The organism is Devosia faecipullorum (assembly GCF_015158295.1).
GTDB classification, from domain to species: domain Bacteria; phylum Pseudomonadota; class Alphaproteobacteria; order Rhizobiales; family Devosiaceae; genus Devosia; species Devosia faecipullorum.
Map to the genome: position 1 here is coordinate 57,146 of NZ_JACDXV010000005.1, position 13,858 is coordinate 71,003.

Annotated in this window: 12 protein-coding genes; 8 read left to right on the plus strand and 4 right to left on the minus strand. The window is 64.3% G+C overall.

Annotation, left to right across the window (positions count from 1 at the left end; all coding sequences use genetic code 11):
- The first annotated feature begins 3 nt into the window (after nucleotides 1-3).
- Nucleotides 4-975, plus strand: a complete 972-nt coding sequence (locus tag H0482_RS12105) for a DUF808 domain-containing protein (RefSeq protein WP_193730321.1) — start codon at nucleotides 4-6, stop codon at nucleotides 973-975.
- Nucleotides 976-1,131: 156 nt separating this feature from the next.
- Complete coding sequence (locus H0482_RS12110) at nucleotides 1,132-1,404, plus strand: hypothetical protein (RefSeq protein WP_193730322.1); 273 nt, start codon at nucleotides 1,132-1,134, stop codon at nucleotides 1,402-1,404.
- 142 nt (nucleotides 1,405-1,546) lie between these two features.
- On the opposite strand, the gene H0482_RS12115 is transcribed toward H0482_RS12110, so the two are convergent.
- The 3 genes from H0482_RS12115 to H0482_RS12125 form a co-directional block, all read right to left on the minus strand.
- Entirely contained in the window at nucleotides 1,547-2,428 is an 882-nt protein-coding gene (locus H0482_RS12115) for a 4-(cytidine 5'-diphospho)-2-C-methyl-D-erythritol kinase (RefSeq protein WP_193730323.1), read from the minus strand.
- Nucleotides 2,429-2,434: 6 nt separating this feature from the next.
- On the minus strand, nucleotides 2,435-4,168 hold the full coding sequence (locus tag H0482_RS12120) for a tetratricopeptide repeat protein (protein WP_193730324.1): 1,734 nt from the start codon (nucleotides 4,166-4,168) through the stop codon (nucleotides 2,435-2,437).
- Between the two features lie 187 nt (nucleotides 4,169-4,355).
- Nucleotides 4,356-6,008, minus strand: a complete 1,653-nt coding sequence (locus tag H0482_RS12125) for an electron transfer flavoprotein-ubiquinone oxidoreductase (protein ID WP_193730325.1) — start codon at nucleotides 6,006-6,008, stop codon at nucleotides 4,356-4,358.
- A gap of 65 nt (nucleotides 6,009-6,073) precedes the next feature.
- On the opposite strand from H0482_RS12125, the gene H0482_RS12130 reads away from it, so the two are divergent.
- The 5 genes from H0482_RS12130 (at nucleotide 6,074) to H0482_RS12150 (ending at nucleotide 10,717) form a co-directional block, all read left to right on the plus strand.
- On the plus strand, nucleotides 6,074-6,880 hold the full coding sequence (locus tag H0482_RS12130) for a uracil-DNA glycosylase (protein WP_193730326.1): 807 nt from the start codon (nucleotides 6,074-6,076) through the stop codon (nucleotides 6,878-6,880).
- Between the two features lie 118 nt (nucleotides 6,881-6,998).
- Nucleotides 6,999-8,321 (plus strand): MFS transporter, encoded by a 1,323-nt coding sequence (locus tag H0482_RS12135; protein WP_193730327.1) that lies wholly within the window; start codon nucleotides 6,999-7,001, stop codon nucleotides 8,319-8,321.
- Nucleotides 8,299-8,835 (plus strand): molybdenum cofactor biosynthesis protein B, encoded by a 537-nt coding sequence (moaB, locus tag H0482_RS12140; protein WP_193730328.1) that lies wholly within the window; start codon nucleotides 8,299-8,301, stop codon nucleotides 8,833-8,835. The genes H0482_RS12135 and moaB overlap by 23 nt, the downstream gene beginning before the upstream one ends.
- A gap of 100 nt (nucleotides 8,836-8,935) precedes the next feature.
- Nucleotides 8,936-9,766, plus strand: a complete 831-nt coding sequence (locus H0482_RS12145) for a VOC family protein (RefSeq protein WP_193730329.1) — start codon at nucleotides 8,936-8,938, stop codon at nucleotides 9,764-9,766.
- Nucleotides 9,767-9,769: 3 nt separating this feature from the next.
- On the plus strand, nucleotides 9,770-10,717 hold the full coding sequence (locus tag H0482_RS12150; protein WP_193730330.1) for a glutathione S-transferase family protein: 948 nt from the start codon (nucleotides 9,770-9,772) through the stop codon (nucleotides 10,715-10,717).
- A gap of 38 nt (nucleotides 10,718-10,755) precedes the next feature.
- Here the strand turns inward: H0482_RS12150 and H0482_RS12155 are convergent, their stop codons facing one another.
- Nucleotides 10,756-12,231 carry an MDR family MFS transporter gene (locus tag H0482_RS12155; protein ID WP_193730331.1) on the minus strand — a complete coding sequence of 492 codons (1,476 nt, stop codon included), beginning with the start codon at nucleotides 12,229-12,231 and terminating at the stop codon, nucleotides 10,756-10,758.
- A gap of 374 nt (nucleotides 12,232-12,605) precedes the next feature.
- On the opposite strand from H0482_RS12155, the gene H0482_RS12160 reads away from it, so the two are divergent.
- Nucleotides 12,606-13,745 carry a PA0069 family radical SAM protein gene (locus H0482_RS12160; protein ID WP_193730332.1) on the plus strand — a complete coding sequence of 380 codons (1,140 nt, stop codon included), beginning with the start codon at nucleotides 12,606-12,608 and terminating at the stop codon, nucleotides 13,743-13,745.
- Nucleotides 13,746-13,858: the final 113 nt, after the last annotated feature.

Below are 13,858 nucleotides of genomic sequence, written 5' to 3' on the forward strand. Positions count from 1 at the left end.
AAGATGAGCGTCGGCCTTCTCGCCCTTCTCGATGATGTCGCCGCCCTGGCCAAGGTCGCGGCGGCCTCGCTTGACGATATTGCCGGTCAGGCGACCAAGGCGGGGCTGAAAGCGGCCGGAGCGGTGGTGGACGATGCAGCGGTGACGCCGCGCTATGTCGATGGCTTTTCCGCCGACCGGGAATTGCCCATTGTCGGCAAGATCGCCTGGGGCTCGATCCGCAACAAGCTGCTGTTCCTGCTGCCCGCCGCCCTGATCCTCAGCCTCGTAGCGCCCTGGGTCATTACTCCGGTGCTGATGCTGGGCGGGGCCTATCTCAGCTATGAGGGGGCCGAAAAGGTCTTCCATGCGATGAGGCCCCATGAGGCCGAAGGGCATGAAGAGGGCCTCGAGCCGGAGGTCCGCGATACCCGGTCGGAAGAAGATGCAAGGGTCGCCGGCGCCATCCAGACCGATTTCATCCTTTCCGCCGAGATCATGACCATCGCGCTGGCGGCGATCACCGTCGATAATTTCTGGACCCGTGCCGCCATTCTGGCGCTGGTCGGCGTCGGCATCACTGCTCTGGTCTATGGTGCGGTGGCGCTGTTGGTCAAAGCCGACGACTTCGGCGTGCTGCTGGCGCGCCAGGGGCGGCTGGACCTGACCCGCGCCTTCGGCCGTTTGCTGGTGCGGGCCATGCCCGGCTTCATGTCGGCGCTGGGCATCATTGGCACGGCGGCGATGATCTGGGTCGGCGGCGGCATCATCCTGCACGGATTGGCCGGTTTCGGCCTCGCCGCCCCCGAGCACTGGATCGAGAGCGCTGCCGAATGGGCCGCCCACACGCTGCCGGCTATAGGCGGCTTCGCCGGCTGGGCGATGACGGCGTTCATCGACGGTATTTTCGGGCTGATCTTCGGCCTGCTGATGATCCCGCTGGCGGGATATGTCGTCGCTCCGCTCTGGCGGATGGCAAGGCGGCTTCTGCCGTGAGCACCGGAGGCGGTCGGGCCCGGCCTCAATCACACCTTCCATCGTCACCACCCGGACAAGGGTAAAGCCTGGAGACATGGTTGACAGCCAGGGCTCTGTGTTGATGTCGATTTCAGCGATGCTTGTGGCGCCGAAGAAGACGCCGAAGCGGCCGACGTGCGCGAGAGGTCAAATTGGGCGCCGCGCGCTCGGACTGGCAAGGGGCCGGTGCTGGCGATCCTGGGCGCGCTCGGCAACGAAGATGCCAGCGACCTCGAAGTGCATCAGGTGGTGGCGATCTTCAACCGCTACGACACCTTGCGCCGGACTTTGGACAAGGCGCAGGACCATGCAAGCGCTGCCATCGCCGCCCTCGCCGCCCTGCCCGACAGCGAGATGAAAACCATCCTCGCCGAAGTGGTGGACCACAGCGTCGGCCGCGCCAGCTGAAGCAGCCCCGCCTGCCTCCCGGCAGGAAGACCCGAAAGCACCTTATCCATCGTCGTTGCCCGGCTTATCCGGGCAATCCAGTTCATCGATGCATGGACCAACCAGACAAGCCGGGTGGTGACGTCGGGAGCGGGAACGGCCCCTATTCCGAAACTCCCAGCAAGGGCGCAGTGCCGACCCAATAGTCGGGATGCAGGCGGCGCATCTGGCTGGCCGCTTCGTGGGCTGGGCCTTCGGAACCGAACAGGCCGAACATGGTGGCGCCCGATCCCGACATGCGCGCCAGCATGCAGCCCGGGCTGGCCGCCATTTCCTCGATCAACACGCCGATCTCGGGCACCAGCTTGATGGCTGGCGGCTCGAGATCATTGCGGGTTTCCGTCAGGAACAGCCCCAGTTGCGCCGGCCGCGTCAGTGGCTCCGGCAGCGTGGGCAGCGAGTAATTGTCATGGGCGCGCAACCGGCGAAATACGTCGGCGGTGGCCACGGCGATCCCCGGATTGACCAGTGTCACATAGAGTTTGGGAAATTGCGGCAGGGGCGAGAGGATTTCACCGACGCCCCGGGCCAGCAAGGGCCGCGACAACAGGCAGGCCGGAACATCTGCGCCTAGGCCCGCCGCCAGATCGGCCAGGTCGGCGACCGGCACCGGCTCCGCAGCCAATTCGGCCATGAGGCGCAGGGCCGCCGCCGCGTCGGCGGAGCCCCCGCCAATGCCGGCGGCGACCGGCAGGTTCTTGACCAGATGAATAGCAAGGCCCGGCGGAGCGAGAAGCGGCCAGCGCGCCCGGAAAGCGGAGACCGCCCGCAGCACCAGATTGCCCGTCTCGCTCCGCAGCGCGGCGGCGAAGGGCCCCGACAGCACGAGGCTGTCGCTTTCGGCCATTCGTGCCTCCAGATCATCGGCAATATCGGCAAAGACGATCAGGCTTTCCAGATCGTGATAGCCGTTCTCGCGCCGCCCGGTAATGTGCAGCGCCAGATTGATCTTGGCCGGGGCCGATTGAAGCGCGATAGCGGCCATGAACGCCTATTCGGTCTCGTTTTCCGGCGTCAGCCCATCGGCCAGCTTGGGCGCGACCCGCTCGGACACGGTGCCGATCGTGTCCACCGAGCGGGCGATGTTCCACTGGAAACGGGCTTCGAGCCGCCGCCCGACCTTCCAATAGGCGTCGCCCAGATGGTCGTTGATTTCCGGGTCGCCCGGCAACAGCATGACGGCGCGTTCCAGCGTTTCGACGGCTTCCTCAAGCCGGCCAAGCTTGTAGAAGGCCCAGCCCAGCGAGTCGATGATATAGCCGTCCATGGGCTGCGCCTCGACGGCCTTCTCGATCATGCCCAGCGCCTCTTCGAGATGCATGTCCATGTCGATCCAGCTATAGCCCAGATAATTGAGCACTTGCGGCTGATCGGGATTGAGTTCCAGCGCCCGCTGGAAATCGGCTTCCGCCTTGGGCCATTGCTTGGCCCGCTCATAGGCGATGCCGCGCACATAATAGAAGCGCCAATCGGCGGGGGAGGTGCCGCCGGTAATGGCGATGGCATCGGTATAGGCCGCCGCCGCTTCGAGATATTTCTCGTCATAGCGCAGCAAATCGCCCAGCACCGAGACAGCATCGAGATCGTCCGGCCGGGTGGAAACGATATTGCCCAGACGGCGGACGGCCTCCTCGCGGTCGCCCATGGCGTCGAGATTCTGCGCGATCCGCACCACGGCGGTGGGCTTGAGCGCCGACTTGGCGGGGATGGCGTCATAGACCTGATTGGCCATTTCACGCTGGTTGGCGCTGTCGAGCAATTGCCCCAGCGCCAGGGCAATGACGTCGGAGCCGGGGTCGAGATAGACACCGAGCCGCAGGAAGACCAGCGCCAGGTCGCCGCTGCCATCGCGCGACAGCGCCACGCCGATGCCGTGGAACATCTCGGCGGCGCCCACCTGCACGCTGGTGGTGAAGACGCCGGGGCGCCGGCCCGCATCCAGGGCCTGACGCACGGTGCGGATCACCGGATGGGTGAGCCCCTGCGCTTCGAACGCGTCGAGCACGTCGCGCGCAGCTTCGATATCGCCGGCATTGGCGAGCATGCGGGCATAGACTTCGGCCATGCGCGCCACATAGGGCTCGTTATCATAGGCGCGCTGCGCCAGCGTCAGCGCCGCCTGGCTATTGCCCGCGGCCTCGTTCATCAGCGCGCGGTGGAAAACCAGAAAATCGGCGAGGCCCGAATTGCCGAGGCGCGCCATCAAGGCGTCGGCCTCGCCCGACTTGCCTTCGCCCACCAGCGCCCATGCCCGCAGGATGCCGGCGGTGATGCCGCTGAAATTATCCTCCGAGACATTGTCCAGCCGCCGCGCCGCCGCGCCATAGCGGCGTTCCTTCAGCGCCTCGGTGGCCACGACCAGTTCTGCAAGCTGATTGGCCGGATCGAGTTCGAGCATGCGCCGGGCCATGCTCGCCGCCTTGACGATCTGCCCGTCGGCCGCCAGCGCCACATAGGCGCGCTCGATCAGGATCGGATTGTCCCAATCGGCCTGGGCCGCATCGTTGAAATAGCGCGCCGCCTCGTCGGTCCGCAGATCCTTGATCGCCTGCTGTCCGGCCATATAGGAGCCGGAAATGCTGGGGCGGAACAGTTTCAGCAGGTCGCGCGTGGCTTCCTGCAATTTCATGCCGGCTTCGAATTGTGCCGTCGCGGGAAGTGCCGTCAGGGCCAGCATTGCCGCCGCGAGAAGGGGCAAGGCCCGACGAATGGAAAACAGGGTCACGTGACAGGTTTCTCCCTAGGGTGCAATCGACAGAAGTAAGCGACACTTCTGGGTTCGAGAGCACGCAATTCAAAGATCGGCGTCTGATCCGGCTTCATCAGGCCGGTTCAATCCTCCCGGCAGCAAATCGGCGCAAAGATTGTCCGTTTTGGGACCGCGCCGCAAGAGAGGCACAGCCACTTCGCCGTCACATTCCGCTGTAGTTCGGCCCGCTGCCGCCCTCGGGCGGCGTCCAGGTGATGTTTCCGGCGGGATCCTTGATGTCGCAGGTCTTGCAATGCACGCAATTGGCGGCGTGGATGCGGAAGACCGGCGCGCCTCCTTCCTCGGTCATTTCATAGACACCGGCCGGGCAATAGAGCGGCGCGGGCTCGCCGAAACGCGGCAGGTTTTCGCGCACCGGGATAGTGGGATCAGCGAGCTTGAGATGGGTGGGCTGGTCTTCGTCATGGGAGAGATTGGCCAGGTAGACCGAGGCGGCGCGGTCGAATGTGGTCCGGCCATCGGGCTTGTCGTAATGGCGCGGCGCCACCTCAGCCAGCGACTTCAGCCTTGCCGCGTCGGAACGGGTCCAGCGCAGCGTGCCGAAGGGCGAAAAACGCAGGATCGCCTGACACCACATATCGGCGCCGCCCAGAGCACTGCCCAGCAATGTGCCGAAGCGCGACCAGAGCGGCTTCAGATTGCGTACGCCCCGCAATTCGCGTCCGATACCGGTCGCCATGATGCGATGGGCGAAATCGGCGACCACGTCATGGCTGCGATCTGCGGCGATTGCCGCCCCCAATGCATCGGCGGCGCCGATGCCGGACAGGATGGCATTGTGGATGGCCTTGAGGCGCGGCGCATTCATGAAGCCCGCCGCGCAGCCGATCAGCCCGCCTCCGGGAAAGGCAAGATGGGGAACGGCCTGCAAACCGCCCGCCGCCAGCGCCCGCGCGCCATAGCTGATGCGCGTGGCCCCCTCCAGCAGGGGCGCGATGGAGGGGTGGGTCTTGAACCGCTGGAACTCTTCGAAGGGTGACAGGGTCGGATCGGCATAGTCGAGATGGACGACATGGCCCAGATAAAGACGCCGGTCCTGGGCATGATAGGCGAAACCACCGCCGCCAATGGCATTGCCGAGCGGAAAACCGAGATAGTGATCGACCTTGCCGGGCTGGTGGCGATCCGCGCTGATTTCCCAGACCTCCTTGATGCCGAGGCCATATTTCTGCGGGCTGGCCTGCTGGTCCAGCGCGAAATCGCCGATGATCTTTTTGGCCAGCGAGCCGCGCGCGCCTTCGGCGATCAGCGTATAGCGGGCTTCGAGTGCGATGCCCTCGGCATGGCCCGGCTTGGGCTTGCCCGCGCGGTCGAGCCCGAGATCGCCGGTAATGATGCCGCGCACCGGCCCGTCGCCGCTGCGCAGCACATCGACCGCCGCCGTCATCGGGAAAATATCGACGCCCAGTTCCGTCGCCTGCTCGCCCAGCCAGCGCACCAGATCGCCGAGGCTGACGATCACGCCGCTCCTGGTGCGCATCTGCGGCGGGATCAGCATATGGGGAAAGGCGAAATCGCCCCTGGCGGTGAGGAAATGATAGCGATCCGTCGCCACATCGGGACCGACCGGCGCATTTTTCAGCCGCCAGTCGGGGATCAATGCGTCGAGCCCGACCGGGTCCATGACCGCGCCGGACAGGATATGTCCGCCGATTTCCGCGGCTTTTTCCACCACTGTCACCGCAATGGCGGGATGGCGCTGTTTCAGCCTTATCGCGGCGGCAAGCCCGGCAGGGCCCGCGCCGACGATCAGCACGTCGGTGGACAGCACTTCACGATTGCCGGCTTCTGCCATGCGAAACTACCTTTGCGCCTGGGGGCGACTGGTCGCCTGTTCCGGGGTGTGACATAACGGGCCCGATGTCTCAAGATCGCACGCTCAACAACGCAGAATTGCTCTCGGTGCTCGACTGGTATCGGGCCGCCGGCGTGGACTTGGCCATTGGCGAGGAACCCGTCGATCGGTTCGCCCAGCAACCCCCTGCTCCAACCGGCATGCCGCAACGCGCCGCGCCGCCGCCTCCGAGCCCCGTGCCGCAGGCCACCGGCCCGGTCGGCGGCGATCCCGGCGAGGCCCGCAGGCTGGCGGGGACGGCGGCATCGCTCGACGAACTCCAGAAAACCCTCAACGATTACACTGGCTGTGGGCTGAAATTCCGCGCCACCCAATTGGTCTTCGCCGATGGCAATCCGAAGGCCAGGATCATGCTGATCGGGGAGGCGCCCGGTGCCGAGGAGGATCGGCAGGGCAAGCCATTCGTGGGTCGTTCGGGGCAATTGCTCGACCGCATGCTGGCCGCCATCGGGCTCGACCGGTCGCTGGTCTATATCGCCAATACCGTGCCCTGGCGGCCGCCGGGCAATCGCGCGCCAACACCCGAGGAACTGGAACTGTGCCTGCCCTTCCTGCATCGCCAGGTCGAGCTGGTGGCTCCCAGACTGGTGATGACACTGGGCGGGCCGGCCATGCAGACCGTGTTCAACTCCACCAACGGCATCATCAAGATGCGCGGCAAATGGGAAAATGTCGCCATCGGCAGCCATGAGGTGGACGCCATTCCAACGCTCCACCCGGCCTATCTGCTGCGCAATCCTGTAGCCAAGCAGCAGGCATGGCGCGACCTGTTGAGCCTGCGGGCCAAGGCGGAGAGTCTGGGGCTGGTTTAGGCGCCAGCCGGTTTCCACCGGAACACGATATTCTGGGCTTTGCTTCGCGACTCACCAAGCTATGGTCACATTCGACTGATTTGCAGCTTTGTGAACACTAGCGAAGGCCCCAGCGCTCATGGCTTCCGTCATCAAGATCTATGCCCTTTTCCTCGGCTCCGCCCTCCTCATGTTCGGCGGTGGCCTGCAGGGCCTGTTGCTGTCGGTGCGCGGCGCGGAAGAAAACTTCTCGCTGCTGGCGCTGGGGCTGATCGGCACCGGCTGGTCGGTGGGCTTCGTCGCCGGCTCGCTGCTCGTGCCGCTGATTGTGCGCAAGGTCGGCCATATCCGCGCCTTTTCGGTGATGGCCGCCATCGGCACCATCACCATCCTGCTCAACCTGCTCCTGATCAACGATATCAGCTGGATTCTGCTGCGCGCGCTCAGCGGCTTCTGTTTTGCCGGCGCGGCGATGATCGTCGAAAGCTGGCTCAACGAGGTGGCCGACAACAAGAGCCGGGGCACCATCTTTTCGATCTATGTCACCATCAACATGGCCGCCTCGACCATGGGCCAGATCGCCATGTCGGTCACTGGCACGGCGGGCTATATCCCCTTCATCGTCGGCGCCATCAGCTTCATCTGCGCCGTATTGCCCACCGCCCTCACCTCGAGCCCCCAGCCCAAGCCGCTGCAATCGGCCAAGCCCGATATCGGCCTGCTCTACCGCACCTCGCCCATTGCCGTGATCGCCGCCTTTTCGGTCGGCATGGCCAATGGCGCTTTCGGCACGCTGGCGCCGGTCTATGGCTATGAACAGGGGCTCGATGCCAGCGGCATTGCCCTGCTCTTCGCGGTGGCCGCCATTCTCGGGGCGGTGGCGCAGGTGCCGTTCGGGCGCTTGTCGGATCGCATCGACCGCAGGCTGGTGCTGATCGGGCTTTCGGGCTCCGCCGCCGTGATCGGCGCGCTGACCGCCATCATCAATCCCTCGGCCGGCTGGCTCATGTATGTGCTGTTCGCCGCCTATGGCTTTGCCGCCAATCCCATCTACGCGGTGGCCGTCGCCCATGCCAATGACTTCGCCAAGGATGGGGGGTTCGCCAAGATCGCCGGCGGCATGTTGCTGATCATGGGAATCGGGCTGGCCATCGGCCCTGCCGTCGCGTCGCTGATCATGGGCGCATGGAGCCCGGTCGGGCTGTTCGTGGTCACCGCCACTTTCCATGGCGCGCTGGCCGGCGCCGCCTATCTGCGCATGCGCGCCAGAAAGAGCCTCGATGCTGCCTATCGCCAGCCGTTCCAGCCGGTCAGCGACAAGCTGACCACCCCCGAAACGCTTGTCCTCGACCCGCGCGGTGATAGAGATAGCGACGAGGGTCAGGACTGGAAAGAAGCGCCGGTCCCCGATGAATTGATCGAAACGGAAGGCAGGAGCGATGTTCAAGACGGAAAGCTTTGAGGATCGCCAGTTCAAGCCGCTTTCCATCGCGGTCATCGCCGTCTCCGATTCACGAACGCTGGACACCGACAAGGGCGGGGCGCTGCTCAAATCCCTGCTCGAAGCCGATGGCCATTCCTGCTTTTCCCGGCAGGTGATCCGCGACGACATCCAGCTCATCCGCGCCGGAGTGCAGGCGCTGGTCGCCAATCCGGAGGTGGACGTGATCCTCACCACCGGCGGCACTGGCTTTACCGGCCGCGACGTCACGCCCGAGGCCATCGAGCCGCTGTTCGACAAACGGATGGACGGCTTTTCCGTGCTGTTTCACCAATATTCGGCGACCACGGTGGGCACGTCATCCCTGCAATCGCGCGCCACGGCGGGATTGATCGGCACCACTTTCGTATTCTGCCTGCCCGGCTCGCGCGGTGCCTGCCGCGACGCCTGGGAGGGCATACTCACCCATCAGCTCGATTACCGGCACAAGCCCTGCAATTTCGTGGAACTGGTACCCAGGCTGGCCGAGCGGTGAGAAACAGCGAACAACACGTTCGCCAGCGTTCACTTTAATCGACCCCGCAAAGAGCGCATCTTCCCTGCAATAGCGCAATGACGCATTCAGGAGATTTGCCATGTCCAGATATTCGACCGCGCCCATGCAGATCGGCATGGTGACGCTCAATGTCCTCCAACTCGACCGGGTTGCCGACTATTACCGCCACCTGCTCGGTCTTGCCGATCTCGGCCGGGACGGCAATACGCAGCGCCTCGGCGTCGGCGACAAGCCGTTGCTGGAACTGCGCGGCAATGAGGATTTCGCCCAGCGCGACCCGCGCTCCGCAGGCCTGTTCCACACCGCCTTTCTGATGCCCGACCGGGAGAGCCTTGCCGCCTGGCTGCGCCATGTCGCCACTGAGCGCATTGCCATCGACGGGGCCTCGGACCATCTGGTCAGCGAAGCGCTCTACCTGCACGATCCCGAAGGCAATGGCATCGAGGTCTATCGCGATCGCCCACGTTCCGAATGGGAGGTGAACGGCAAGGGCATCAGCATGAGCACCGAGCAGCTCGATATTCCCGACCTGCTTGATCTGGCGCCGGAAAACAGCTGGAACGGCGCGCCGTCCGGCCTCTTTGTGGGGCATATGCACCTGCAAGTGGGCGACAATGCCCAGGCCGAACCCTTTTATTCAGGCATTCTGGGCACCGACATCACTGCCCATTATCCGGGTGCGAGCTTCTACGGCGCCGGCGGCTATCACCATCAGCTGGCCACCAATACCTGGTCGAGCCGTGGCGCCGGGCCGATCCCCTCCGGCCAGACCGGCCTTGTCGGCTTCGAGCTCATTGTCGACAGCGAGGAGCAGCGCCGCGCCATTCTCGACCGGGCGCAGGCCGGCAGCACGACGATAGCGGACCCCTGGGGGCTGGCGCTCAGCCTCAATGTCGAAGGGGAGGCTTGAGCCATGCTCGTCAACGGCAAGTGGTCCGCCAATTGGCAGCCTGTCCAGGCCAAGGACGAAAAGGGCGGTTTCGTGCGCCAGACGTCGAGTTTCCGTAATTGGGTGACCCCCGATGGCAGCGCCGGGCCGACCGGCGCTGCCGGCTTCAAGGCGGAGGCGGGGCGGTACCATCTCTATGTGGCACTGATCTGCCCATGGGCGTCGCGCACCCTGATCGGCCGCACCCTCAAGGGGCTCGAAGAGGTGATCTCGGTCTCCATCGTGGAGCCCGAAATCGGCGATCAGGGCTGGCGCTTCGCCCAGCCGGACCCGGTCAATGGCGCGAGCTTCATGCACGAGATCTATACGAAGGCCGACCCGACGATCAGCGGCCGCGCCACGGTGCCAGTCCTGTGGGACAAGAACACCCGCACCATCGTCAACAATGAGAGCGCCGATATTCTGCGCATGCTCAATTCCGGCTTTGGCGAGCTGGCCTCGGATGCGGTCGATCTTTATCCGGAAACGCTGCGCGCCGAGATCGATGCGCTCAACGATTACATCTATCCGCGCCTCAATAACGGGGTCTATCGCGCCGGCTTCGCCACCACCCAGATCGCCTATGACGAGGCGTTCAGCGATGTCTTCGAGGCGCTGGACCGGCTGGAGGACCAATTGGCCGGCCGGCTTTTCCTCTTCGGCGACGAACTGACCGAAACCGATATCCGCGCCTTCGTGACGCTGGTGCGGTTCGATGCGGCCTATCACGGCCTGTTCAAGACCAATCTGCGCCGCATCGCCGATTATCCGAACCTGCAATCCTATATGCTGCGCATGATCGACCTGCCCGGCATCCGCGCCACGGTCAATATCGACCATATCAAGCGCGGCTATTATTCGATCAAGTCGCTCAACCCCAGCGGCATCGTGCCCAAGGGCCCCTATATTCCCGGGCTTTATGAACCCGCATGACACAAAGGCCGGGATCGCTCCCGGCCTTTGCCTTGTCGTTAATGTCCGGCCATTTCCGGTCCGCTGCTTTCGGGTTTCCTGACCAGCAGCGCCGCCAGCACCATCAGAACCGAGATGATTGCGCCACAAAGGAAGCCGGAGCGGATGCCGCCCGCCAGGGCGTCCACCGCGTCCAGTCCCTCGGCCACACCCGAAGCGGTCCGCAGGCTCATGACCGCGACGAACAGCGCAATGCCGGCCGCGCCCGCCACCTGCTGCACCGAGCCGAGAATGGCGCTGGCATGGGAATAGAGCGGCATGGGCACCGAGCCCATCGAGGCGGTAAAGAGCGGGGTAAAGGCCAGCGCCAGCCCGAAGCTCAGCGTGACATGGCCCGCGACCACGGCCCAGACCGGGGTATATTGGCTGACCATGGTCAGCGCCCACATCACCGCCGACACCAGGATCACGCCCGGCACCAGCAGCGGGCGCGGCCCGACCTTGTCATAGAGCCGGCCCACGATCGGGCCCATCAGGCCCATGAGCAACCCGCCCGGCAGCATGATCATGCCGGTTTCCAAAGTGTCGAGACCCAGCACGTTCTGGGTATAGATCGGCAACAGGATGGAGGAGCCGAGCAAAGCGACCATGGCAATGGCCATGGTGATCAGCGCGAAGGTATAGTTCCGGTGCTTGAGCGTGCGCAGGTCGAGCAGGGCCTTGTTGTCGGCGGACAGATTGACCTGCCGCCAGATGAACACGGCCATGGCCGCGACGCCGACCACGATCGGCAGCCAGGCAGGAATGACGCTGCCTCCTTCCGCGCTTTCGCCCAGATTGGAGAGCCCATAGACCAGTCCGCCAAAGGCCAGGGCCGAGACGATCACGGAGAATACGTCGAGCGGGGCATAACGCGGATTGGAAACATTGCGGATGCGCAGCGTCCCGAGCAGCAGCGCCCCGATGGCGATGGGCAGGGTGAAATAGAACATGAACCGCCAGTCGAAATGGGCGAGGATGAAGCCGCCGATCGTTGGACCGACAGCCGGCGCCACCGCCATGACGATGGAGATATTGCCCATGGTCTTGCCGCGCCCTTCGGGCGGCACCAACGTCATCACCGTGGTCATCAGCAGGGGCATCATGATGGCGGTGCCGGTGGCCTGAACCACCCGGCCGACGATCAGCATTTCCAGTCCCGGCGCCAGCGCGCACAACAGCGTGCCCAGCGTGAAGATGGACATGGCGATCATGAAGATCGGTCTTGTATTGATGCGCTGCAGCAAGAAGCCGGTGACCGGGATCACCACGGCCATGGTCAGGAGAAACGCCGTGGTCAGCCATTGAGCGGCGCCGGCGGTGACGCCGAGATCGTTCATCAGGTGCGGAATGGCCACGCTCATGATGGTTTCATTGAGAAACACCACAAAGGTGGAAACCAGCAGGATGGCGATCACCAGCCGATTGCGCGCGGTATTGGCAGGGTCATGCGGCGCGCTTTCGGGCAGCGCATCCAAGGTGGCATCCAATGACATCTCGTGTCCCTTTCGAGGATTTCGTATCGTGCATACGACGGGGAGGACCGCCGGCTTTCGACACCCGTTCCTAAATTGCCGCGACAGGCTTTGTCAGCAGAACGCTGCGGCGCGCGCCGCATCCGCGCCGGAAGGGCACGCAAGAGACGCACAAATCTATCTGAGTGGAGCCGGGCGGCGCGAAGGGCGGTTCTCTACGCCACACATCGCCGCCCGTCCAGTCTTGTAATGCACTGGCCCCATCCCCAGATCAGTCGTGGTACGGGACGGTTCACACCTACGTGTTCTTGTTTCGTTCTCACTTCAGTGCTATCAATCTTCTGCGCGGCGAATGGCTCGATTCTGTTCGCTGCTCCCAGCAGGAGACCACCAGAATGGCCCTTTATCAGGCCCCGTCCTTCGATGCCCTGGAACGATTGAGCCGCAGCCGCGACGCCGATCTGGCGCGGCGGGAACTGGTCGAGGCGCGCGGGCGCGGCGCGCAATCCAATCGCTCGGGGCGCTTCGAAACGCATCAGCGCGACGCTTTTGACGATGGCTGGGGGAGTGTCGAGCCGCTGCCCCTGTTCGAAACCGTCGAACATAACGAGCGCGCCAGGACGATCATCACCAGCAATGATAGCCCCGACATCGGCTTCGAGCGCTCCATCAACGCCTATCGCGGCTGCGAGCATGGCTGTTCCTATTGCTATGCCCGTCCCAGCCACGCCTTTCTCGGCCATTCGGCGGGGATCGACTTCGAGCGCGACATCTATGTCAAAACCAACGCGGTGGAAGCCCTGCGGGCCGAATTGGCGGCGAAGAATTATCGCCCCAAGTCCATCGCCATGGGCACCAATACCGACCCCTACCAGCCGGCCGAACGCAAGCACAAGCTGACGCGCGGTATTCTCGAAGTGATGCTGGAAACCCGACACCCGGTGATGATCACCACCAAATCGGCGCTGATCATCCGCGATCTCGACCTGTTGAGCGAACTGGCCCGGCTCAATCTGGTCAAGGTCGCCATTTCCGTCACCTCGATGGACCATAAGCTCAGCCGCAGGATGGAGCCGCGCGCCTCCTCCCCGGCACGGCGGCTGGAAGCCATAAGGCTGCTGTCGGAGGCCGGCATACCCACTGCCATCTTCGCTTCGCCGATGATCCCGGCCATCAATGACATGGAACTGGAGCGCATTCTCGACGCCGGCAAGGCGCAGGGTGCGGTCAGCGCCCAGATGATCCTGTTGCGCCTGCCCGGCGAGGTGCGCGACGTATTCCGTGAATGGCTGTTGCGGCATTTCCCCGACAGGGTTCGCCATGTGCTGTCGCTGGTGCGCGACACACGCGGCGGGCGTGACAACGATCCGCGCTTCGGCTCGCGCATGGTGGGCGAAGGCCCCTATGCGACGCTGCTGCGCCAGCGCTTCGACAAGGCGCGCGAGCGCCATGGCCTCGACGCCAGAATGCCGCCGCTGCGCACCGACCTGTTCGAGGCCCCGACGCTGGAAAGCCGGCAGATGAGCCTGTTCTAGGGTTCTTCGCTTGGCCAAAAAACGACAGCTCATATTCTATCGTCACCACCCGGTTTATCCGGGTGGTCCATACGACGAAGCAGCGAGAATGGATTGCCGGGACACGTTTTCCT

Coding starts and splice junctions, on each gene's coding strand:
- H0482_RS12125 (WP_193730325.1), bottom strand. CDS start 6,008: ATGGCAGAAGCCGGCAATCGTGAAGTGCTGTCCACCGACGTGCTGATC.
- H0482_RS12135 (WP_193730327.1), top strand. CDS start 6,999: ATGGCTTCCGTCATCAAGATCTATGCCCTTTTCCTCGGCTCCGCCCTC.
- H0482_RS12105 (WP_193730321.1), top strand. CDS start 4: ATGAGCGTCGGCCTTCTCGCCCTTCTCGATGATGTCGCCGCCCTGGCC.
- H0482_RS12115 (WP_193730323.1), bottom strand. CDS start 2,428: ATGGCCGCTATCGCGCTTCAATCGGCCCCGGCCAAGATCAATCTGGCG.
- H0482_RS12145 (WP_193730329.1), top strand. CDS start 8,936: ATGTCCAGATATTCGACCGCGCCCATGCAGATCGGCATGGTGACGCTC.
- H0482_RS12150 (WP_193730330.1), top strand. CDS start 9,770: ATGCTCGTCAACGGCAAGTGGTCCGCCAATTGGCAGCCTGTCCAGGCC.
- H0482_RS12160 (WP_193730332.1), top strand. CDS start 12,606: ATGGCCCTTTATCAGGCCCCGTCCTTCGATGCCCTGGAACGATTGAGC.
- moaB (WP_193730328.1), top strand. CDS start 8,299: ATGTTCAAGACGGAAAGCTTTGAGGATCGCCAGTTCAAGCCGCTTTCC.
- H0482_RS12155 (WP_193730331.1), bottom strand. CDS start 12,231: ATGTCATTGGATGCCACCTTGGATGCGCTGCCCGAAAGCGCGCCGCAT.
- H0482_RS12130 (WP_193730326.1), top strand. CDS start 6,074: ATGTCTCAAGATCGCACGCTCAACAACGCAGAATTGCTCTCGGTGCTC.